The 21,828-nt window shown below is 52.8% G+C and carries 20 protein-coding genes; 17 read left to right on the top strand and 3 right to left on the bottom strand.

All coding sequences use genetic code 11. The features are described from left to right. The first annotated feature begins 5 nt into the window (after positions 1-5). The 13 genes from A8990_RS08730 (at position 6) to A8990_RS08670 (ending at position 14,569) form a co-directional block, all read left to right on the top strand. Complete coding sequence (locus A8990_RS08730; protein WP_245995922.1) at positions 6-893, top strand: carbohydrate ABC transporter permease; 888 nt, start codon at positions 6-8, stop codon at positions 891-893. Between the two features lie 3 nt (positions 894-896). Beyond that, positions 897-1,763, top strand: coding sequence for a carbohydrate ABC transporter permease (locus A8990_RS08725; protein WP_116188637.1), 867 nt, complete (start codon positions 897-899; stop codon positions 1,761-1,763). A 13-nt stretch (positions 1,764-1,776) separates the two neighbouring features. Further along, on the top strand, positions 1,777-3,246 hold the full coding sequence (locus A8990_RS08720; RefSeq protein WP_116188636.1) for an NHL repeat-containing protein: 1,470 nt from the start codon (positions 1,777-1,779) through the stop codon (positions 3,244-3,246). Beyond that, positions 3,227-3,847, top strand: a complete 621-nt coding sequence (locus A8990_RS08715) for a Yip1 family protein (protein ID WP_116188635.1) — start codon at positions 3,227-3,229, stop codon at positions 3,845-3,847. The genes A8990_RS08720 and A8990_RS08715 overlap by 20 nt, the downstream gene beginning before the upstream one ends. 14 nt (positions 3,848-3,861) lie before the next feature. Next, complete coding sequence (locus A8990_RS08710) at positions 3,862-6,438, top strand: DUF5696 domain-containing protein (protein WP_116188634.1); 2,577 nt, start codon at positions 3,862-3,864, stop codon at positions 6,436-6,438. A 56-nt stretch (positions 6,439-6,494) separates the two neighbouring features. Beyond that, on the top strand, positions 6,495-7,340 hold the full coding sequence (locus tag A8990_RS08705; protein WP_181909485.1) for a carbohydrate ABC transporter permease: 846 nt from the start codon (positions 6,495-6,497) through the stop codon (positions 7,338-7,340). Between the two features lie 63 nt (positions 7,341-7,403). Then, positions 7,404-8,360: a carbohydrate ABC transporter permease gene (locus tag A8990_RS08700; RefSeq protein ID WP_116188795.1), complete on the top strand. Its 957-nt coding sequence runs from the start codon at positions 7,404-7,406 to the stop codon at positions 8,358-8,360. Positions 8,361-8,387: 27 nt separating this feature from the next. Beyond that, on the top strand, positions 8,388-10,103 hold the full coding sequence (locus A8990_RS08695) for a DUF5060 domain-containing protein (RefSeq protein ID WP_116188633.1): 1,716 nt from the start codon (positions 8,388-8,390) through the stop codon (positions 10,101-10,103). Between the two features lie 42 nt (positions 10,104-10,145). Beyond that, complete coding sequence (locus A8990_RS08690; protein ID WP_425463891.1) at positions 10,146-11,129, top strand: glycoside hydrolase family 113; 984 nt, start codon at positions 10,146-10,148, stop codon at positions 11,127-11,129. A 54-nt stretch (positions 11,130-11,183) separates the two neighbouring features. Beyond that, positions 11,184-12,116: a phytanoyl-CoA dioxygenase family protein gene (locus tag A8990_RS08685; protein ID WP_116188632.1), complete on the top strand. Its 933-nt coding sequence runs from the start codon at positions 11,184-11,186 to the stop codon at positions 12,114-12,116. Continuing rightward, positions 12,113-12,649, top strand: coding sequence for a GNAT family N-acetyltransferase (locus A8990_RS08680; protein WP_116188631.1), 537 nt, complete (start codon positions 12,113-12,115; stop codon positions 12,647-12,649). Before A8990_RS08685 ends, A8990_RS08680 begins: the two co-directional genes overlap by 4 nt. A 25-nt stretch (positions 12,650-12,674) precedes the next feature. Then, entirely contained in the window at positions 12,675-14,009 is a 1,335-nt protein-coding gene (locus tag A8990_RS08675; protein WP_220376796.1) for a glycoside hydrolase family 5 protein, read from the top strand. A gap of 26 nt (positions 14,010-14,035) precedes the next feature. Further along, the gene (locus A8990_RS08670) at positions 14,036-14,569 is read left to right on the top strand and encodes a nucleoside/nucleotide kinase family protein (RefSeq protein WP_116188630.1); all 534 of its coding nucleotides are present in this window, start codon (positions 14,036-14,038) and stop codon (positions 14,567-14,569) included. A gap of 91 nt (positions 14,570-14,660) precedes the next feature. On the opposite strand, the gene A8990_RS08665 is transcribed toward A8990_RS08670, so the two are convergent. From A8990_RS08665 to A8990_RS08655, 3 genes are all read right to left on the bottom strand, one after another. Beyond that, positions 14,661-14,939, bottom strand: coding sequence for a hypothetical protein (locus tag A8990_RS08665; RefSeq protein WP_116188629.1), 279 nt, complete (start codon positions 14,937-14,939; stop codon positions 14,661-14,663). A 120-nt stretch (positions 14,940-15,059) separates the two neighbouring features. Further along, positions 15,060-15,473, bottom strand: a complete 414-nt coding sequence (locus A8990_RS08660) for a VOC family protein (protein ID WP_116188628.1) — start codon at positions 15,471-15,473, stop codon at positions 15,060-15,062. A 157-nt stretch (positions 15,474-15,630) separates the two neighbouring features. After that, positions 15,631-16,140, bottom strand: coding sequence for a tetratricopeptide repeat protein (locus A8990_RS08655; RefSeq protein WP_116188627.1), 510 nt, complete (start codon positions 16,138-16,140; stop codon positions 15,631-15,633). Between the two features lie 193 nt (positions 16,141-16,333). On the opposite strand from A8990_RS08655, the gene A8990_RS08650 reads away from it, so the two are divergent. The 4 genes from A8990_RS08650 to xylF are packed head-to-tail and all read left to right on the top strand — an operon-like array spanning position 16,334 to position 21,472. Continuing rightward, on the top strand, positions 16,334-17,314 hold the full coding sequence (locus tag A8990_RS08650) for a substrate-binding domain-containing protein (RefSeq protein ID WP_116188626.1): 981 nt from the start codon (positions 16,334-16,336) through the stop codon (positions 17,312-17,314). A gap of 3 nt (positions 17,315-17,317) precedes the next feature. Further along, positions 17,318-18,757: a sensor histidine kinase gene (locus A8990_RS08645; protein WP_116188625.1), complete on the top strand. Its 1,440-nt coding sequence runs from the start codon at positions 17,318-17,320 to the stop codon at positions 18,755-18,757. Next, positions 18,754-20,343, top strand: a complete 1,590-nt coding sequence (locus tag A8990_RS08640; protein ID WP_181909475.1) for a response regulator transcription factor — start codon at positions 18,754-18,756, stop codon at positions 20,341-20,343. Before A8990_RS08645 ends, A8990_RS08640 begins: the two co-directional genes overlap by 4 nt. A 46-nt stretch (positions 20,344-20,389) precedes the next feature. Continuing rightward, positions 20,390-21,472, top strand: a complete 1,083-nt coding sequence (xylF, locus tag A8990_RS08635; protein ID WP_425463895.1) for a D-xylose ABC transporter substrate-binding protein — start codon at positions 20,390-20,392, stop codon at positions 21,470-21,472. Positions 21,473-21,828: the final 356 nt, after the last annotated feature.

The following is a 21,828-nucleotide window of genomic DNA, read 5'->3' as shown; positions in this document are numbered from 1 at the left end:
GGGAAATCAAATGGAAGGAAATCAAGGCGCAGAAGCATTCTTATATCCTCATGTCGCCTTACATGCTGCTGTTTGCCGTCTTCACCGTGCTGCCCGTAGTCATGTCTGTCATCATCAGCTTTACCTACTTCAACATGCTTGAATTCCCGCGCTTCATCGGGTGGCAGAACTACTCCCGGCTTTTCTTGGAAGACGACGTGTTCTTGATCGCCATCAAGAACACCATCCTGTTCGCGGTCATTACCGGACCGCTCAGCTATATGGCTTGCTTCGTCTTCGCCTGGATCATCAACGATCTTCGTCCGAAGCTGCGCGCGGTCATGACGCTGATCTTCTACGCGCCTTCCATCTCGGGGAACGTTTACTTCCTCTGGCAGATGATCTTCTCGGGAGACCGCTACGGCATCGCGAACGGTTTCCTGATCAAGATGGGCGTCCTGCTGGACCCGATTCAGTGGCTGAAGACAGAGCAATACATTATGCCGATCATCATCCTTGTTCAGCTCTGGCTCAGTCTTGGAACAGGCTTCCTCGCCTTCATCGCAGGTCTCCAAACCGTAGACAAAACGCTGTATGAAGCAGGCGCGGTCGACGGCATCAAGAACCGCTGGCAGGAGCTATGGTACATTACGCTTCCTTCGATGAAGCCGCAGCTGATGTTCGGCGCCGTCATCCAGATCACCTCATCCTTGGCTATCGCGGACGTGTCTATCTACTTGGCCGGTTTCCCGAGCGTCAACTACGCGGCCGAAACCATTGTAACGCACTTGATCGACTTCGGAACGATCCGATTCGAGATGGGCTACGCTTCCGCGATCGCGACCGTGTTGTTCACCTTGATGGTAGGAACGAACCTGGTCGTGCAGCGACTTCTCAGGAGGGTGGGGGAATAAACGATGAGGGTAGCGATTCCCATTCGCAAGAAACGAGTGAACCGTTCGTTTGCCGGAACGTTCTGGATGTTCGTGTTTCTGGCTGCCGTCGCCGCTTTCATGGCACTGCCGCTCGTCTATGCGATCAACGCGGCGTTCAAGCCGCTCGACGAAATCTTCCTTTTCCCGCCTACGCTCTTCGTTAGGCATCCGACGACGAGCAATTTCATCGATCTGATGACGTTGCTCGGACAATCGTGGGTTCCGTTCTCCCGTTATATTTTCAACACCTTCTTCATTACCGGGATGGGCGTGGTCGGTCACGTTCTGCTGGCTTCGGCAGCGGCATATCCGCTCGCGAAACACAAGTTTCCCGGATCGAAGCTCATCTTCACCGTCGTCGTACTCTCTCTGATGTTCACGCCTCAAGTAACGGCGATTCCGAACTACATGGTGATGTCCTGGATTGGGCTCATCGATACGTACTGGGCTGTTATCGTTCCGGCATTCGCATTCTCTCTGGGACTGTATCTCATGAAACAATTCATGGAGCAAATTCCAGACGCGCTGCTGGAGTCGGCCAAGATCGACGGCGCTAACGAATACCGGATCTTCTGGCAAATCGTCATGCCGAACGTGAAGCCTGCATGGCTGACCTTGGTCATCCTTCTCTTCCAGATGCTCTGGGGAACGGACGGCAATGGCTTCATCTATAGCGAGCAGCTGAAGACGCTTCATTATGCTTCGAACCAGATTATATTCGGCGGCATTGCGCGCGCAGGTGTCGGCTCGGCCGTTGCGCTCATTCTGATGAGCGTGCCGATTGCCTTGTTCGTCGTCTCGCAAAGTCGCATTATCGAAACGATGACGACATCCGGCATGAAGGACTAGGGGAGGTGGAAGCGTGCAATTGAAGAGAGTTTTGCTGCTGGTCGCCATCATATCGCTGGTCGCTTCGATCGGCATTCCGGCTGCATCGGCAGCTACGCCATATGAAGCTTACACGTACGATTATTACGGCGATTCATCGCCGCTGCCAGCTCCGTACGTGCCGGATACCGCGATTACGGGCGCAAGCTTGGGGGTCGGCGACTTCAAAGAACCGAGCGACATGTATGTCACGCCGAACAATACCACGTATATCCTGGACAGCGGCAACGCACGGATCATTGTGTTGGATGCAGATATGCATGTTAACCACATCATCAAGACGTTCACGAATAATGGCAAAGAGGACGGATTCGCGGCACCGCAGGGGCTGTTCGTCTCCGACAAGAATGAATTGTACGTGGCGGACACCGACAATGGCCGCGTCGTGGTGCTATCGGAGAAGGGCGATTTGATTCGCATTATCGCGAATCCGAAATCGGATATTTTACCCGCGGGTTTCAAGTTCGTGCCGCTTAAAGTGACGGTCGATTCGGCAGATCGCGTGTTCGTCATCGCTCGCGGCGTATTTGAAGGCATTATGCAATTCGATGACAAGAACAATTTCATGGGCTATGTCGGCACGATCAATGTGTCGCCCACCGTATGGGATCGGTTATGGAAGTCGTTGTCCACCAAGGCACAGAAGGCGCAGATGCAGCTGTTCATCCCGACCGAATTCTCGAATGTCGACATCGACAGCAAAGGTTTCGTGTATGCGACCGCGGTTGACATCACATCCAGCACGCCGATCAAGCGTCTGAATCCGTCCGGCGACGACGTTCTGAAGCGTCTCGGCTACTGGGATGTCAAGGGCGATATCCGCTTCCGGATGTTCGGGAACAATTCAGGTCCGTCCAAGTTCACCGACATCAAGGTGCTGGGCGGCGGCATGTATGTAGCACTCGATTCCAACCGCGCGCGTCTGTTCACGTACAACGATGAAGGCGATTTGCTGTACGCCTTCGGCGGCCGGGGCAACCAGCTCGGGGTTTTCAATACACCGGTCGCTGTCGAGAAGATCGGCGATAAGCTTGCGGTGCTGGACAGCGGCAAGAAGAACATCGTCATCTTCCGTCCGACGAAGTTCGGAACCCTCGTTGGGCAGGCTACGACGGAGCACTATAACGGCAACGACGATGTCGCCGTCACCATATGGAGCGATGTGCTTCGCTTGAACACAAACTATGAAATCGCTTACCTCGGCATCGGCAAATCGCTTCTGATGCAGAAGAACAACGAGAAGGCGATGGAATATTTCAAGCTGGGCATGAGCCGCAAAAACTTTTCCGTCGCTTACAAGCGCTATCGCCGGGAAGTGCTGAAGGAACAATTCGGCACGTTCATGACCGTCGTGCTAGCCCTCATCATCGCGTTTATCGCTTATCGCGTTGCAAGACTAGTCATCAGAAGGAGGGCTGTGAAACATGAAGCAGGACTTTCTTAAATTTCCGCTCCATCTTATCGTGCGTCCATTCGACGGATTCTGGGACATGAAGTACGAGAGCAAGGGCAAATTGAAAGTTGCGCTGCTGATCGTACTCGCGCTCATTCTGACGACAATTTTGCAAAAGCAATTTGCCGGCTTTCTCGTCAACATGGTCGATCCGCGCTCGTTGAACAGCCTGGACGATTTGGAATTCACGATTCTCCCATTCTTGTTGTTCTGCATCGCCAACTGGTCGATCACGACGCTGATGGAAGGAGAAGGCAAGTTCAAAGAAATCGTGATGGCGGCCGGATACGCGCTGCTGCCAATCGTGCTCATCAATCTGCCGATGACGTTCATCAGCCGGTTCATGACGCAGGAGGAGACGGCTTTCTATTATTTGTTGAATAGCATTTCAAGCATATGGTTTCTCGTCCTGCTATTCGTGGGGATTATGACCGTCCACCAATATACGCCGGCCAAGACGGTGCTGACGATGGTGCTGACCGTCGTCGCCATGGGGTTCGTCGTCTTTATCGCCACCTTGGCGTTCAGTCTCGGTTCGCAGCTTTACTGGTTCATCTACGACGTTTACCGTGAAATCATATTCCGGACCTAAAGGAGGCCGCACCCTTGAAAAGACGAACAAAATGGTATGCGGCGCTGGCCTGTATCGGGATTGTGGGCATTGGGGCTTTCGCCTATAGCTTGTATACGAGAGGCGCCCCTTCCGCCGACATAGCTGCTTTCGCACAATCGGACATGAAGCCTGCTGCGACGACCGAACTGAAATATATGAAGGACAGCAGCAAAGCCGTACCTGGCATGAAGCTTGTTGCACAGACGGATGCGCTTGCGCTCTACATGAATCCGGAAACGACCGAAATCGCCGTCCTTAACCGGGCAAGCGGCAAGGCGTGGCATAGCAATCCGGGGGATATCGGCTCGGATGCCAAGGCATCGCCATTCGAGAAGGACCGCTTGGCCGCACAAGTAACGCTCAACTATCGCGATTCAATCGGAACGCTTAATGCAATCACCAATTTTACGGACAGCATCCAGCGGAAGCAGTTCAAGGCGGAAGGGATTGAGAACGGCGTTCGGATTACGTATACGATCGGGGATACGTCGCTCGGGATCGATGCGCTGCCGAAGCGGATCAGCAAGAAACGGTTCGAAGAGAAAGTGCTGAGCAAATTAGACGATAAGTTGGCCGCTTACGTATCGAATAGGTATTATCCGCTTGACAGCGATCCGAACGTACTGGAACGGCTGGATACGGAAGTATCGAGAGCGCTCGTGCTGAAGCGGGTGCTCGATGCCTTCGCCAAAGCCGGGTACACGGCGGACGATTTGAAAGCAGACAACGACGAGAACGGCATGTCCGGCGGCAGCGCGCAAACGAAGCCGAACTTCACGATACCGATCGAATACCAGCTCTCCGGCGATTCGCTGCTCGTGCATGTTCCGGTGAAGGACATCCAGGAGAGCAAAGGCTACCAGATCCGTTCCGTCGAGCTGCTCGACTTCTTCGGGGCAGCAAGCCAGGATGAACAAGGCTACATGCTCGTTCCCGACGGTTCCGGCAGCTTAATCAACTTGAATAATGGCAAAGTCGGCGAAGAGGTCTACGTCCAGCGGGTGTACGGCGACGACCAGAACGATAATTCGAGGCGGCGCGGGCAGATCGTCGAGGCCGCGCGGCTGCCGGTGTTCGGCATGAAAGCCGGCGATGAGGCGTGGTTTGCAACGATCGAGAAAGGCGAGGGCATCGCCAGCATTAACGCGGACATCAGCGGACGCAAAAATTCCTACAACAGTGCCTACGCCAGCTTCGCCATTCGCGGCGAAGACGAGCTCGAGCTGTACAAAGGCAATAAAGTAGACGAATTCCAGCTGCTGACCGAAGATCGCTTCGCGGGCGACATCCAGCTCCGGTACAACTTCCTTTCAGGCGACCAAGCGTCTTACTCGGGCATGGCAGCGCTGTACCGGAACAATCTGGTGAAGGAAGGCGTGCTGCAGCCACTGAAAGCGCAAGATCAGCTGCCATTCTATGTCGATCTGCTCGGCGCAGTGGACAAACGCAAATCATTCCTCGGCGTGCCTTACAAAGGTCTCATGCCGATGACGACGATCGACCAAGCGAGCCAAATCGCCAAGGATATCAAGAACGCCGGCGTGTCCAACGTTCAGATGCGCTACGTCGGCTGGTTTAATGAAGGAATCGACCATAAGATTCCGGAGACCGTCAAGCTCGACAGCGAATTGGGAAGTAAATCAGAGCTCTCCAATCTTGAGGCTCAACTGAAGGACATGGGCGGCAACTTGTATCCCGACGTCGCGTTTCAGCATGTGCTGCGCGAGAACCATGACTTCAAACCGGCTTCGGACGCAGCCCGCTTCGTGACGAGAGAGCAAGCCCTGCTGCAGCCATTCGACCGCGCGCTTAACGCGATGAACACCGAATGGGGTTCCTTTTATCTATTGTCGCCGGCGAAGCTGCCTTACTTCGTGGACCATTTTGTCGACAGCTATAAGAAGTACAAGATGGATTCGGTCGCGCTTCGCGACATGGGCGATACGCTTACGGCCGATTATCGCGTCAATCGCGTCGTGTTCAGGGACGTCGCCAAAAATATCGTGACCGATCAGCTCGGCAAAATCGAAAAGAGTTATCCGAACGTGATGCTGACCGGGGGGAACGAGTACGCCTTGAAGTATGCCGATCAGCTGGTGAATGTTCCGATGGGTTCCAGCGCATTCAGCATTGAGGATGAGGTCGTTCCGTTCTACGAGATGGTCGTCCACGGTTACAAGAATTACGCCGGTGCGCCGATCAACCTGGATGATGAACAGGACTTGTCGTATCATCTTCTCCATTCGCTGGAATACGGTGCCGCACCGCATTTCTTCTGGTCGTACGAGTCATCGTCCAAGCTGAAGTTGACCACTTACGAGTCGTTGTTCTCGACGCATTACTCGGATTGGCTGGGGAGCGCGGCGGAATTGTATGGCAAGCTGAACAAAGTGCTTGCAGGTCTGCAGGGTGAAACGATCACGGAGCACGCACAGGTAAAGCCTGGCGTCGTCAAAGTAAGTTACAGCAACGGGACATCGATTTATGTGAACTATACGGATCAGCCTGTGAACGTTCAAGATGTTCAAGTCGGCGCGAAAAATTTTATCGTGGGTGGTGACAAACGGTGAACATCAAACGATTAACCTTGACGCAGAAACGCTCTCTGCTCGGCATCCTGTTCATCATGCCTTGGCTGCTTGGCTTCGTGTTTTTGTTCGCAACGCCGCTGTTACAATCCGTTCATTTCAGCTTCAGCAGCATGAAGATCGCGCCGGGAGGCGGCTATACGCTCGACTTCATCGGATGGGATAACTTCAAGAACGCGTTGTCGATCGATCCGAATTTCAACCGCATTCTGACGCAGTCCTTGAGCGAGATGGCTTGGAACGTGCCGATGATCCTTTTCTTCAGCTTATTTACGGCGACGCTGCTCAACACCAAGTTCGTCGGACGCCCGTTCGCGCGCGCGATCTTCTTCCTGCCGGTCATCCTGGCATCCGGCGCCATTGCCGCAGCTCAGACGTCAGGCCTCATTCAATTGACCGGCAGCTCGGAGATGGCGAAGGAGCTGGGGCAGCAGCAGAACGGCTTCGATCCGTTGTCGCTCGCCTTCATGTTATCCGATGCGGGACTTCCGATGTGGTTTATCGAATACATCATCAGCGCCGTGCAGCGGATCTATGAAATCATCAAGAGCTCCGGCGTGCAGATTCTGATCTTCCTGGCCGCGCTCCAATCGGTTCCCGTTTCCATGTACGAGGTAGCCAAGATGGAAGGCGCGACGGCGTACGAGACGTTCTGGAAAATTACGTTTCCGATGGTAAGCCCATTAATTCTGACGAACATCATTTATACGATCATCGACTCGTTCACGAACAGCCAAGTGACGACGACGATCTACAACACGGCGTTCCAGGCGCAGAACTTCGGGCTCAGCGCCGCAATGTCCTGGATTTATACTGCGGTTATCAGCGTCGTGCTCATTATCGTCGGCATTCTCGTGTCTAGGAAAGTGTTCTACTACAATTGACGGGATAGGAGGGCGAAAGCATTGAAATTTCCCGATTTGCAAGACGAAGTGATCGTCATACGGATGCAAAAGGCGCGCAACAAGACGGCATCACTGCTGTGGCTCATTTTCCGTTACATTCTGATCATTGGGATTTCGTTCGTCATTCTTTATCCGATCCTGCAGCAGCTGTCGGTCGCCTTTAAGGATAAGACGGATATCTACAATCCGACGATCTACATGATTCCGGTGCATTTCACGATGGAGAACCTGCGGTATGCGATGGCCGTACTGGATTACTGGCCGCTGCTCAAGAACACGCTCATCTTCGCGGCATCGACGACGCTTCTTCAGGCTGCTTCTTGCTCGCTGGCAGGCTATGGCTTCGCCCGGTTTAATTTCAAGGGGAAGAACATCCTGTTCACGCTGGTCGTGCTGACCATCTTGATTCCTTCAAGCACGCTAATGGTGCCGATGTATATTCATTTCCGCTCGTTCGACTTGCTCGGTATCATCCACCTAACCACCGGCAAGGACGGCATCAACATGCTAAATACGTACGGCCCATCGCTGATTACAGCCGCATTCGCCAATGGTTTGAAATCCGGCTTGTACATTTATATTTTCCGGCAGTTCTTCCGCGGCATGCCGGGAGAAATCGAAGAGGCGGCGCTCATCGACGGCGCCGGCGGGATTCGCACCTTCTTCGCGATCATGCTCCCGAACGCCGTTCCGCCGCTCATTACCGTCATCTTGTTTGCTTTCGTCTGGCAGTATAACGATATCTTCTACGCTTCGCTGTTCAATAGCGCGAGCGACTTGATGTCGATCAAGGTATCCTCGCTGCCTGCCGATGTGAACCAGTATTTACCGGGCATCATGGGCATCGGCAGCGGAACGAACGTGAAGGTGGACCCGAACCAAGTGTCTATGATCGTAGATACGGGGATTCTGCTAGCGATCACCCCGTTGATCGCGATGTACCTCTTCGTGCAGCGCTTCTTCGTCGAGAGCGTCGAGCGTTCCGGCGTCGTCGGCTAAGGCCGCAGCGGCAGAAGGGAGTGCGGCATGAGCAAACGAATGGTTGCCTTCGTCTCCATTGGAGGACTCCTGCTGGTTGGAGCGGCACTTCTGCTGTTCATTCCGGCTTTCAACGACCATAACGAATCTCCGCGGTCTGCGCCAGACGCTCGGGCCGGGGAGGCTTTAACATCGTCAGGAAAAGCGCCTCTCATCCGCAACGTGAAAGCGAATTCAGCGGATGTCGGTCTCTACAAGAAATTCGAGCTTGCTTTCGACGTGGACGGCGAGTACGACAATCCGTACGATCCCGATCAGATCGACTTAACGATGGCGCTCGCCTCGCCTTCAGGCAAGACGTGGACCATTAACGGTTTCTATGACGCGACCGAATCAAAATGGAAGTTTCGATTCACGCCCGATGAGTCGGGGAAGTGGCATTACCGGTTCCGTGCCGCCGGTCATGGCGGCGCGGATAAAAGCATCGAGGTCGAAGGCGAATTCGAAGTGGCCGCAGGAGACAGCCGGGGCTGGATTCAGCTGTCTCAGACGAACAAGCGGTACATGGAATACCGCGACGGTTCGACCTTCTACGGCATCGGTCTTGCGTATCCGTGGAATATCACGGACGCGAACCTGGACAAAATCGCGGCAAGCGGCGGCAATCTGATTACCTACTGGAACGGCAATTACGACGGCGAAGGCAACGGCGGCGGGAGAAATCAACTGCAATCGTTCGAAGCCGGCGTCGACAAGATCGATCCGCTGAAAGCCCAGCGGGTGGACGATCTGCTCGCGGCGTTCGAGAAGCGCGGACTGCATATGAGCTTCGTCATCTGGCCGCACGACTCCCTGACCGAGCTATTGGAGGGCTGGCCGAATACATGGTCGCAGAACGGCTATTCCGCGCTTGGATCCGCGAAGGATTTCTATGCGAGCGACAAGATGTGGCACTATCAGGAACAGCTTTACCGGTACATCATCGCACGCTGGGGGTATAGCCCCGCGCTCGGCATTTGGGATCTGGTCGACGAGATCAACGGCACGGACGGATGGGCGCAAAATCCGACCGAAGTGACGGATTCCTGGATAAAGAAAGTACACGATTACTTTAAGGCGCATGATCCGTACGGTCATCCGACGATGGGCTCAATGGCCGGGAACAGGCAGGACTACTGGGATTATGCCTATCGCACGCTCGATATTGCCGACCGGGAAAACTACTATAATTTCGGCTACGACGCGTACGCTCGCGACATTCGCAAACGTTGGGACAGTTATGAGAAACCGCTGATGATTGGCGAGACCGGCAATATCACCGATACAGAGAAATACCATCAGGCGATCTGGGTGTCGCTGACGAACGGTCTTGCGTCGATTCCGGTCTGGTGGGATTTCGATCATGTCAGCGACGATATGTTTGTGCAGATGAACCATTTGGCCGCGTTCACTTCGAAAATTGATTTTCGCGAACCCCGTGTTCCCGTCAATGTCAGTGTTGATCAAGCCTCGAAATCGCAAGCTTGGGTCATGCAGGGAGCGCGAACTTCGTTCGGCTGGCTCTTGGCTGAGAAGGGCGGGGCAGGCGGCAGATCGCTGAAGATGACGAACGTCGCAGACGGTTCTTATATCGTCTCTTGGTACGATCCGTGGACAGGTACGACGCTCGTTGAAGGGAATGCGGAAGCGTCGGGCGGTTCGCTCGTCGTGGAAGCGCCTGCATCGAAGGAGACGGATCTATCGTTTACGATTACGCGGAAATAACGATGGCGACAAGATTAAGACAGCGCAAAGGAGAGTCCGACAATGATGTTCGTTAAAGGCATGACGTACGGCTGGAACAGCAGGCGCGGCGCTTACAGGCAGCCGTATGCAACCGAGTCGCTCCGCAAGCTCAAGGAGACGGGAAGCGAATGGATCGCGTTATCTTTCTACACGCATCAAGCGAACGTGTATGCGACGGATATCCCTTTCGATTACGGGTACACGATGACCGATAGAGACATCGAGCACGCCGTGAAGGAAGCGAAAGCGCTCGGGCTGAGAGTATGTCTCAAGCCCGTCGTCAATTCCGCGGACGGGATATGGCGGGCGCATATCGGGTTTCCGGAGGAAGCGGGAGCCGAACCATACTGGGACGCGTGGTTCCGCTCTTATACGAATTTTCTCGCTCATTACGCGGAGCTTGCCGAGGAGCTTGCCTGTGACATGTTCTGCATTGGCTGCGAGATGGTGAAGACCGAATCCAAGGCCGATCATTGGATCGCCTTGATCGATCGCGTTCGAGAGCTCTACAGCGGTCCGATCGTCTATAATGCCAATCACGGCTCGGAAGAGCGGATCAAGTGGTTTGACAGCGTCGACTATATCGGCACGAGCGCTTATTACCCCGTCGCGAAGCAGCCAGGCGATGGCGAGGAAGCGATGATCGCGAATTGGCTGCCGGTTCGGGAGAAGATGGCAGCACTCCATGCCAAGTTCAAAAAGCCGATCATCTTCATGGAAATCGGCTGCCGCAGTGCCCACGGCTGCGCGACGATGCCGTGGGATTTCACGCATACGGAGCTGCCCTTCAGCGAGGAAGAGCAAGCGAACTTCTACAGCTCGGTCATGAAGGTGTTCTGGGAGGAGACTTGGTTCGCCGGCTTCTTCTGGTGGGATTGGAGCGTGAAGCTCTACGAGCGAGAGGCTGCGGGCTCGAACGTCGGCTTCGATATCTACGGCAAGAAAGCTGAACGGATCGTGAAGGAATGGTACGCGAAACCGAAGACCATGCAAGGAGCGCTCTGAGACCGACGTACTGAAAAGTTGAGATTCCAATTCTAGCATAGGAGCTGATAGAGCATGAGTTTGCGAGTGTTGACGGAAGAACAAATCGAACAGTTCATCGACAAAGGCTATGTGCATATTAAAGGCGCCTTCTCGCGTGAAGCGGCTTTGGAAGCGCAGTCGTTCCTGTGGAGCAAGCTGGAGGAGAAGGCCGGCGTCGTGCGCGAGGATCCCTCGACGTGGCGGGAGCCGATGGTCAACATCCGCGAAAATTACCGCAGCGCCGCTTTCGACGTCTGCAATTCGCCGAAATTCGCCGATGCCGTCGAGGATTTGACTGGCGTGGATCGCACGATCCACCGCTTCGTCGCCGGCGAGACGGCCGACGACAAGCTGCCTGGCTGGGGCTGGTGGCCGGTCAATTTCTTCGTCGGCAAGGGCGAGCCTTGGTTCGTGCCGACGAACGGCTGGCACTGGGATGGCATTCATTTCCGCCATTATGTGGATTCGCCGGATCAAGGACTGCTCTGCCTGTGCCTCTTCTCGGATATTGCGCCTCACGGAGGCGGTACATTGGTCGTCGAAGGCTCGCACAAGACGGTCGCGCGTCACTTGACCGAGTTCCCGGATGGCGTTGAGATTGGGGAAGGCATTCGATCTCTGCATGCCGAGCATCCGTATTTCGCCAAGCTGACGGGACGGGACGGCGAACAGCTGAGCCCAGAGGAGCGAAATGCTTATTTCATGGAGCAGACATATATCGAAGCAGACGGTACGCAGCTGCGGGTTCTGGAGACGACGGGGGAAGCGGGTGACGTCATCCTGTGTCATCCATTCCTCGTGCATGCCGCGTCTCCGAATCATAGCGGGAAGGTCCGATTCATGTGCAACCGGACGTCGCCGCTGAAGGAGAGAATATCGCTGCAGCGAGAAGGATCCGATGGCTATTCGCCGCTCGAGCGAAGCATCCGGGCTTCCGTCAATATCAACACGGAGGGATCCAGGTGAAAAGAGAAATACGATTAATCGAGGAAATGGATTATGCACAAGCGCATGCATTTCAGTGCGAGTATTTGGACAGAGAGACCTTTGAGGATTTTCTCAATCGAGTAAAGAGTGCTCCAGACTTGTACTTCATAACGGTGGATGGCAGTGAAGTGGTTGGCGTTTGCTATGGAAGTCCGTCTAAGAAAAATGAGTCCATCATGAATTTGAATGGGATCGCGGTAAATCTGGATCATACCAAAAACTATGCTAGAGTTGGGCTCGGAACGGGCATGCTGAGGAGCTTTGAATCTGCGGTGAAGAATAAAGGCTATTCAATTATTGGTGTAGGCTCGGCGGATGATCCCAAAGTAGAAGCTTTCTATTTGAAAAATGGATTTAACCCGACGGAATTGGTCGTCATCGGTGCTAATTCGGAGCAAATCGAGCGAATCCGAGTGGATGACTATGAAAGCGGGATTGCACGAAGGGAAGAACGAAGACGTAAATACAACCCAAAGGAAGTCATTTTCATTTTAGAAAAACATGTAGAATGAATTTACATCAAGGGGGGACGCGACATTGAATAGATGGAGTATTGCGCTCGTTCTCTCACTGCTCTTGTTCGTTTTGGCAACGGGTTGCAAGGATGACGCACAAAATCAAGCTGACAAGGTATCGAACAAGGTATCGAACAAGGTATCGAACAAGGTATCAAACAAGGTATCAAACAATGAATCGAACAAGGCAGAGAATGTTGCGCCAGCCGCGAGCAAAGAGGAAGAGAAAACGCCGACTCCGGACCCGACTCCGGCGGCATTGCCCGAGACTACGCCGGACCCGAAGCTGCCCAAACGCGACCCGCAGTCGGCGCCGCTTGACGTATTTGGGCAAGCCAAACTGCTTGGGAGGGGCGTCAATCTCGGCAATGCGCTTGAGGCGCCGACTGAAGGGGAATGGGGAGTCACTTTACAGGAGAGCTACTTCAAGACGATCAAGGACGCTGGCTTCGAATCGGTTCGCGTTCCGATCAAGTGGTCGGCACACGCGGACACGAATGCTCCTTATGCGATTGACGCTGCGTTCTTCGAGCGCATTGATTGGGTCATCGACCAAGCGCTGAAGCAGGGGCTGAACGTCGTTCTTGACATGCACAATTACGATGAGATCCATCAGAATCCAGATGAGCAAGAGACTCGTTTTCTGGCGTTATGGAAGCAAATCTCGGCACGTTACAAGGAGCTTCCCGGCAATGTGTATTTTGAGCTGCTCAATGAACCAAACAGTTCTCTGACTTGGTCGAAATGGAATAAATTGCTGAAGAAGGCCCTTGATACCATTCGGAGCGAGGATCAATGGCATACAGTCATTATCGGTTCCGTCAGCTGGAGCAACTATGCTGAACTTGTGTCGCTCGATATTCCGGATACTGAACGCAACGTCATCGTTACGTTTCATTATTACGATCCTTTCCCCTTCACTCACCAGGGAGCGGAATGGGCAGGGCCGGAGATCGGAACGGTTGGCGTCGTTTGGCCAGGTCCGCCGGCGCAGAAGGTTGAGCCGCTCCCTGAAGCCGAGCAGGTGCAGTGGGTGGCCGATTGGTTCCGCGATTATAATGCGAATCCGGCAGAAACGAATCCTGCAGGTCCCCGTTCGATTGACGAAGCATTTGATAAGGTGGCCAATTGGTCCAAGGAGCACAATCGACCGATCTATCTTGGTGAATTCGGCGTATACAGCAAGGCCGATATGCCTTCGAGAGCACGTTGGACCACCTTTGTGCGAGAGGCAGCGGAGAAGCGCGGCTTCAGCTGGGCATATTGGGAATTTTGCTCGGGCTTCGGCGTATATGACCCAATAGCGAATCAGTATAGGCAGGAATTGCTGGATGCGCTTATTCCTCATAAGGGATAGATAAGATGATTTCAGGAGTGGATGCTATGAACACGCAAGTTCCTGTATTAAATATCATTGGCCCGGTTGGCATCGGAAAGTCGAGCACCGCAAATGCCATATCGGAAGTTCTGGAATATGACCATGCTCATCTGCATGCGGTAGTCGATCTTGATCATGTAAGGCGTGGATTCCCTCCGCCAGAGGATGATCCGTTCAACAAGGAGCTTGGATTTCAAAATCTAGCTAGCGTCTGGAGCAACTATCGCTCGTTTGGAGCGAAATGTCTGATCATTCCTAGTGTTATGGAAAGCAATGAGGATCTGAACAAGATTCGCAGAGCAGTGCCTGGAGCTGATATATTTATCGTTCGTCTCGTTGCATCACTTGACGTCAATCATGCTCGGATTCGCGGCAGGGAGAAGAGTATCGATTCGTTGAATTGGCACCTCCAACGCTCAACCCAGCTCGCTGAGGAGCTCGCCGTCAAGAAATTGGAGCATGTAGTCGTAGATACGGAGAATAAGTCGCCGAACGAGATAGCCCTAGAAATTATCCGCAAATGGGGAATCGTTGGATAGATATCTGCCGCGTTAAATCGCGGCTTTTTTTTGTATTTATGGGATAAAAAAGCGCCCCAAATCGGGGCGCTGTTCACGAATCTTTCTAATATTAACGCTTCTTCGTCCGCACCCGCCTTGTCAGCTGTTTGTTGAACCAGACGCTGCTGGTCGGTTGTGGATTCCGCTCACCTATTTGTTCGTTTCTGCTGTGGTAAGCCGCGTTTTGTCCGCCTTGGGTAGCTGCGAATCCGACGTGACGGTTGATCATGCCGCCGCTTTCGGCCTTTTGAATGATTTTGATACGATTATTGATTTTATTGCCGTAGTGAATCGAAATGTTGTAGATGTTGACTACTTTTTTGCAGGAACACCGTTGTTTTCTGCCCATCTCTCATCCTCCTAAACACTTTGCTCTACGATATGAATCTATGAGAGAAGAGACTTGTGCGCATGTCCGGCATTATAAAAAAGGACTAGCCAATTGGCTAGTCCTGTTACAAAGCTTAGCTTAAACTTCCATGTTGAACTGCCACAGAATGCCGAATTTATCTGTCGCTTGTCCATAGAGCTTGCTCCAAAACGTTTCTTGCAGCGGCATTGTTGCCGTGCCATCTCCGCTGATGCGGTTGTATACACGCGTAAGCTCTTCAGCATCGTTGATGATGAGTGCAAGCGTAATGTTGTTGCCCATTGTAAGCGGCATGCCAGGGAATGTATCAGAGAACATGAGGTCGCTGCCATAAGCATGGATGCGAGCATGCATAATATGTTTTTCAGTTCCTGGAGGAAGCGGGTAGTCCGGATGCGCTGGCACGCTGTCGAAAGTAGCCAGGTTTGTAACTTCAACATTGAACACTTCAGCGTAGTACTCGACTGCTTCGCGTGTGTTGCCTGGGAAATTGAGGTATGCACTGATTGCCATAACGATCACGCCTCCAAAGGGTTAGTAGATTTTGGTACGGAAGTACCTCCAATATTTTAACATGTCCGATCGTAAATGCAAATTTTGTAGTTTATAATTAAAGTAAATAACGAATCCAATCGAGAGGAGTCGCACGCCTGCGATGAAACTGCTCGAACTAACGTGCAGTCTCATCCAAATCCTCATTGTAAGCCAATATACCGCGTCTGAAATAATGGAGCTTCTCATCGCTGGTGGTCTCCATCAAATTCTGTATGAGCAGCTGCACGCTTTCTTTGTAGCTATCACTATTGTAAAGCGCCATTGCGAGGAACACTTGTATCGCCCGGTTCTCAGGAAACTCTTCTCGACCTGTACGAAGTGTCGCTACCGCTTTATCATATTGTCCCCAATACCGATATGTACTGCCTAGCCCCATTAAGCATCGTTCTCGGTCTGCGCCGGATAAGCCGAGGCTAAGCGCCTTCTCATAGAAAGGAATCGCTTCCTTGCCAAGGCCGGTATTATCATGTGCAATGCCGGTTTGATAGTTGATTTCTGCATCATCCGGATAATGAGCTAATAAGGCCAATAATTGCGCTCGTACTTCACTTAACATCGCCTGATCCTGTTTGGCCCGGCCTTCTTCACGCTTCTCAATCAGTGCCGCTATTTCTTCTCTTCTCATCGATACACCTTCCTGAAATTGACACGAGGTCAACAAAGATGTCCTTATTTTAACACAGTAACTGTATCGGCTAGAACATGTTTCCAGTGTGCGGCGCGACGAAATGCGAACATATTTTATAACCATTTTCGAAAGACTATAAACATGATAGAATAACGTGACCAAAAATCAGCTGCTGCTAAAGGGAGCCTACATGAAGAAGTCTATTTTCTTTTCTATTATTGGCGTAAGCTTGGCCGCACTGGCCGTAACACTATATTCCATGTTTACGCTCTATTCGAATGATCTTGGCATGTCCAGCAATCCGGAGCCTGTAATGACCACGTCCAAAGCTCACATCGTGATCATATCGCAGGAGCAGGGCAGTTATATGATGAACGAGATTCAGCGCGGTGCGCGGGATGCGGCCGCTAAGCACGGCATGGCGATCGAATTCTGGGGCGTTTACCGCTCGAATGTGGAAGAGCTCATTAAGCAGGTCGATATTGCAATCGCTTCCAAAGTCGACGGCATCATCATTGAAGGCGTTGACCGGCCGGATTTTGTCCAAATTGTCAATAAGGCGACGTACAGCGGCATTCCAGTCGTCACCATCAATTCGGATTCGCCGGGCAGCCTGCGCAAGTCATATGTCGGCTCCGATCATTATCAAGAAGGCATTATGATGGGGCGTCATATCGCGCTGAAGCTTAACGGGCAAGGTACGATCGGCGTTATTACAAATATGGAGGCGTCGGATACGGACAAGCTGCGGCAGCAAGGTCTGCACGAAGCGCTGAAGAGTTATCCGGGCATTAAGCTCGTGACTGCTTCCAAGGACAATGAGAACGCGCCTGCGAATACGCAAACCTTCGATATCCTCAATCATTATCCGGATGCGAAGGCGTTCATTGGACTCCCGACAGAGTCCGGCAGAAGTATCATTCAAGCTGGGGTTACCCGTTCGCGGACAAGCGATTATGAAGTGTTTATGTTCGACGATTCCCCGCAGACCATGAAGCTGATTCAGGACCGAATCGTTGAATCCGGTCTGTCGCAGCACTATGAGGAAATGGGCAAAATGAGCGTCGATCTCGTTCAGCGTTGGCTGGACAGCGATCACCTGCCGCTCAATAACAGCTATTTTACTCCAATCAGCGTCGTGGATTCGGCGAATGAAGGAGGCGGCGAATAGCTCATGAAGACGATTCGTAGTAAAATGATGCTTCTATCCATTCTCATCTGGATCATTATGGCGCTGATCTGGCTGTCCATGAGCGCGTTCAATCAGAAGACGGTTGAGCAGTACAACCAAATCCTGCAGCGCTACTTGCTCATGAATCAGGCTTCACAGCAAAGCCAGCAGACGCTGACTTCCTTGAATAACTATCGGATTACGCCGACGGAATCGAACCTTAAGCTCTATGAGGATGCGAATATTACGCTGCATCACACGAAATCTGAGCTGAGTTGGCTGCGCAATCCGAACAACGAGATGCAGCTGGACAATTTTCAGAATATGATTGAGAGCCAATCGGAAGCGATGGACCTCGTCGTTCGGTTCCAGAAGGATAACGACGAAGATTCTGTAGCGAAGAAATTCGACGAGGCATCGAACATATCGAAGTACATTTCAGAGACGACGCTGGCGCTGATCAGCGGCGAACAGAAGACATACGACACCTTTTATCGCATAATCATCAAGCGCAGCAACGAGTTGTTCCGCATGGGATTCTGGACGCTCGCCCTTGTATCGCTCCTTCTCTTGCTGTTCTCGTTCCGGTTCGTCAACAGCGTTACGCAGCCGATTCTGAAGCTGACGCAGTCGGCAAGAGAGCTGTCGCGAGGCAACTTCCAGAAGCCGATTGAGATCAGCAATAACGATGATATGGCGTTTCTTGCGAGAACACTCGATAACATGCGGCTGAATATCGGGAATCTATTCGATGAAATTCAGAGCAAAGCGCAGCTGGAGTATGATCTGCACAAGCATAAGCTGATGCTGAAGGAAAGTGAATTGAAGAGCTTGCAAAGCCAGATTAACCCGCATTTTCTGTTCAACACGCTGAATATGCTTTCGAAGGAAGCTTTTCTCGCCGGTGCCGATAAGACGAGTGAACTGATCAGCTCTGTTGCGGGCATGCTGCGTTACAACTTGCGCAGAATGGATAGCCGTGTGTCGCTGCGCGATGAAGTGAACGTGCTGGAAGAATATTTGACGATTCAGAAGGCTCGGTTCGATGACAGGCTGCGCGTCGTACGCGAGATTGACGAGGCGGCGCTGAACATTGAAGTGCCGATTCTGATTCTGCAGCCGCTGGCGGAGAACGTATTTATTTATGCCATTGAGCCGTCTGAGGATGGCGGCACGCTCACGCTTCGCATCATGCAGGACGAGGAGAATGTCATCGTCCAGGTGGAAGATACGGGACAAGGGATGAGCGAGGAGCAAATCGAGAAGCTGTTGTCAGATGCCGACACCTCTGCCTACAAAGGCCATTCCACAGGCATCGGCATTCGCAATGTTCTGCACCGGCTACAATTGTTCTATGGCGTAGACGATATTATTGCCATTGAGTCGGTAATCGGTGAAGGAACATGCATTACGCTCAAGCTTCCGAGGGGGAACAAGCGATGATACGCGTATTAATAGTAGACGATGAGCCGATTGAGCGCATCGCGCTGCAAAAGATTATTACAGAGGGACTCGCGGAAGTCGAAGTTGTTGGACAAGCTTCGAATGGCAGAGAAGCGATCGAACAGGCTGAACGGCTGCTTCCGGACCTCATTACGATGGATATCAAGATGCCAGGATTAAGCGGTCTTGAAGCAATTCAAGGCATCAAGGCAGCAGGCATTCGCACGAAGTTTATTATGGTGACGGCGTTTGATACATTTGAATTTGCGAGACAAGCGCTGCAGCTCGGCGTGAGCGATTATCTGCTTAAGCCAAGCAAGAAAGCGGTCATCCTGGAGACGATCGGCAAAGTCGTTGAAGATATTCTTGCAGAGCGCAAAGAGCAGGAGCGTCAACGATTGGAGTCGGAAAAGCTGCGGAAGATGCTGCCGATCGTTGAAGCAGACATCGTGTCACAGCTGTTATTCGATGATGTACAATCTGTACATTTGAGCGAAAATATTGAGCTTCTCGGCGTGCCGGGCTCACGTGGCGGCTTCGTCGTCAACCTGCTCCTCTCGGAGCCGAAGAAGAGTGAAGGCAGTCACGGCGACCTCGAGAAGCTGTACGATACGATTATCGCGCAGCTTAATGAGGCTTCCATCCATTATTGGATTGGCAAGCTGTCCGGCAAGCAAGTGCCGATCATCGTGTTCATCTCCGGTGAACTGTCCTACCGCAATAACGCGGTTGGGATCGGACAGAAGCTGGTCCAGCTAGTACATCGGAATAGCGACTATGAACCGTTCGCCGGAATTGGCGGACTGTGCATCGATATCGGCGGCGCGATGCGCAAGTCGTATCATGAGGCGCTTCTTGCTTCTGTGGATCTTAACGTTCCTGCACGATTCCGCTTGTACGAGGATTTGCCTCATCATGAAGGAGCCGCTGCACGGATTGAGACGCTGGAGCTGGAGAAGAACGTGCTCGAAGAGGTGCGTCGCGGCAGCTGGGAAGCGGCTTCTGACCAAGCGCTGCAGATGATCGATGCCTACGAAGGCGCAGGCGAGCAGATTGGCATGGCGCAGCAGCGTATTTTCGAGGTGCTGATCATCGTAACGCGGATGCTGCATGAGATGGGCGTCGGGGTTGATAAGCCGTATTACCCGAACCAAGCGGCTAGCTTTGTGCAGCTGAAAGGGGACACGCGGGGCATCTTCAACCGATTAGCTGGGGCGGCAGCGGCACTGGAAGGCGAGATGGAGTCCGATCTCCTGCTGACGCTCAAGCGTTATATAAGAGAACACGCGCATGAGGATCTATCGCTGGAGCGAATCGCTGCACATGTGGATCGCAATCCATTCTATGTGAGCAAGCTATTCAAGGAATATTTCGGCATGAACTATATTGATTATTTGACGGAATGCCGTGTAGAGACTGCGAAGCAGCTCATGCAAGATCCCGATAAGAGCTTGAAAGAAATTACGTTCGAGATCGGCTACAATGATCCGAATTACTTCAGCCGCGTGTTCAGGAAGATCGTCGGCAGCACGCCGACCGATTACCGGAAGCAGCTGCTGCGGCCGGCCGTGAAGAAACAAAGCTAAGGAGAGATTAGCTGTGTATGTGAAGCCTAAATTGAAACTTCATAAGATGCTACGCGCTGCTTCGATCATCGCGGCATTGATGCTTACCTCATCCTGCATGCTAGACTCGGGCTCCGGCAATGGTACAGCCAAGATTGGCGAGACGCTTAAGCAAGAGGAGCAGGCAAAGGAGCAGCGCTCGCCCGGAGATGACCAGCTTGTGATCGGGTTATCGATCGATACGCTCAAAGAGGAGCGGTGGGTGAAGGACCGCGATCTGTTCAAGGATGCTGTGGAGCGGCTAGGCGCGAAGATCGATGTGCAAGCCGCGAACGGCGATGATGCGAAGCAAATTGCCCAAGCGGAGAATATGATCTCAAACGGCGTCGACGTGCTCGTCGTCGTGCCGCATAATGCGGAAGCTTGCGCGGCGATCGTGGCGAAGGCGCATCAAGCCGGCATTAAGGTCATCTCCTATGACCGGCTCATCTTGAATTCCGACGTCGACTTGTACATCTCCTTCGACAATGAGAAGGTGGGGGAGCTGCAGGCGCAGGCGATTGTGAAGCAGGTGCCGAAGGGCAATTATGTGTTGATTGAAGGCGCGGATACGGACAATAACGCGCATATGTTCAAGCAAGGCCAGATGAACATCATTAAGCAGCTCGTCGACAAAGGCGACATCAAGATCGTATACGACCAGTTCACGAAGGAATGGATTCCGGCTAATGCAATGGCCAATATGGAAGTTGCGTTAAAAGCGAATCAAGGCCATGTTGACGCGGTCATTGCAGCCAATGACGGAACCGCTGGCGGTGTAATCGGCGCACTTACGGATCATCAACTGGCCGGCAAGATTCCGGTCTCGGGCATGGATGCCGAGCTTGCCGCGGCACAGCGGGTCGTGGAAGGGATGCAGACGATGACCGTCTACAAGCCGATCCCAAAGCTGGCGGAAGCGGCTGCTGAGCTCGCGGTCAAGATGGCCAGGGGCGAGGAAGTGAGCACCGATAAGAAGGTGTTTAACAAGAAAATCGACGTGCCTGCGATTCTCCTCGAGCCGATCGCCGTCGATAAGAGCAATATCGATGCTACGATCATTGCCGATGGCTTTCATAAGAAAACGGATATCTATCGGAATGTGAAGTAAACTTCTGCGTCCCGAGGCGCTTCAGCTTAATTGCTGGAGCGTCTTTTGTGCGCTTGGCAGCGCAATCGACTAAGGAGTGAAAGTCTCTAGCACACCGCGAGGTGGCGGAAGTGCATAGCTGACGCATAGTGCTTTGTCCGCGAGGAGAGGTGCGGAGGATGCGAAGGCAAAACCCGGAACAGGCGGCATACCAAGTTGGCTGACAGAGCCGGATAACCCTGCAAAAGAAGGGGAGGTCCAATACCACCAGTGGCTCTGGAAGTTAGGAGGACTGGTTTCGGGGGAAAGTCGGTTGACGTGACCCAAGGAGATCTCATCGTCTCCGCTAAGAAGCGGTAACCCTTGTTCGAAACCGT

Origin of the sequence: Paenibacillus taihuensis, assembly GCF_003386535.1 — a bacterium.
GTDB classification, from domain to species: Bacteria; Bacillota; Bacilli; order Paenibacillales; family Paenibacillaceae; genus Paenibacillus_Z; species Paenibacillus_Z taihuensis.
Note: the sequence above shows the minus strand (reverse complement) of the source record. Positions and strands in the feature narration are given on the sequence as shown.

What these genes read in the sequence shown, in the direction of transcription:
- A8990_RS08690 (WP_425463891.1), top strand. Translation starts at nt 10,146, where the DNA reads ATGATGTTCGTTAAAGGCATGACGTACGGCTGGAACAGCAGGCGCGGC.
- A8990_RS08715 (WP_116188635.1), top strand. Translation starts at nt 3,227, where the DNA reads ATGAAGCAGGACTTTCTTAAATTTCCGCTCCATCTTATCGTGCGTCCA.
- A8990_RS08645 (WP_116188625.1), top strand. Translation starts at nt 17,318, where the DNA reads ATGAAGACGATTCGTAGTAAAATGATGCTTCTATCCATTCTCATCTGG.
- A8990_RS08650 (WP_116188626.1), top strand. Translation starts at nt 16,334, where the DNA reads ATGAAGAAGTCTATTTTCTTTTCTATTATTGGCGTAAGCTTGGCCGCA.
- A8990_RS08665 (WP_116188629.1), bottom strand. Translation starts at nt 14,939, where the DNA reads ATGGGCAGAAAACAACGGTGTTCCTGCAAAAAAGTAGTCAACATCTAC.
- A8990_RS08660 (WP_116188628.1), bottom strand. Translation starts at nt 15,473, where the DNA reads ATGGCAATCAGTGCATACCTCAATTTCCCAGGCAACACACGCGAAGCA.
- A8990_RS08655 (WP_116188627.1), bottom strand. Translation starts at nt 16,140, where the DNA reads ATGAGAAGAGAAGAAATAGCGGCACTGATTGAGAAGCGTGAAGAAGGC.
- A8990_RS08725 (WP_116188637.1), top strand. Translation starts at nt 897, where the DNA reads ATGAGGGTAGCGATTCCCATTCGCAAGAAACGAGTGAACCGTTCGTTT.
- A8990_RS08685 (WP_116188632.1), top strand. Translation starts at nt 11,184, where the DNA reads ATGAGTTTGCGAGTGTTGACGGAAGAACAAATCGAACAGTTCATCGAC.
- A8990_RS08700 (WP_116188795.1), top strand. Translation starts at nt 7,404, where the DNA reads ATGCAAAAGGCGCGCAACAAGACGGCATCACTGCTGTGGCTCATTTTC.
- A8990_RS08695 (WP_116188633.1), top strand. Translation starts at nt 8,388, where the DNA reads ATGAGCAAACGAATGGTTGCCTTCGTCTCCATTGGAGGACTCCTGCTG.
- xylF (WP_425463895.1), top strand. Translation starts at nt 20,390, where the DNA reads ATGCTACGCGCTGCTTCGATCATCGCGGCATTGATGCTTACCTCATCC.
- A8990_RS08640 (WP_181909475.1), top strand. Translation starts at nt 18,754, where the DNA reads ATGATACGCGTATTAATAGTAGACGATGAGCCGATTGAGCGCATCGCG.
- A8990_RS08705 (WP_181909485.1), top strand. Translation starts at nt 6,495, where the DNA reads ATGCCTTGGCTGCTTGGCTTCGTGTTTTTGTTCGCAACGCCGCTGTTA.
- A8990_RS08670 (WP_116188630.1), top strand. Translation starts at nt 14,036, where the DNA reads ATGAACACGCAAGTTCCTGTATTAAATATCATTGGCCCGGTTGGCATC.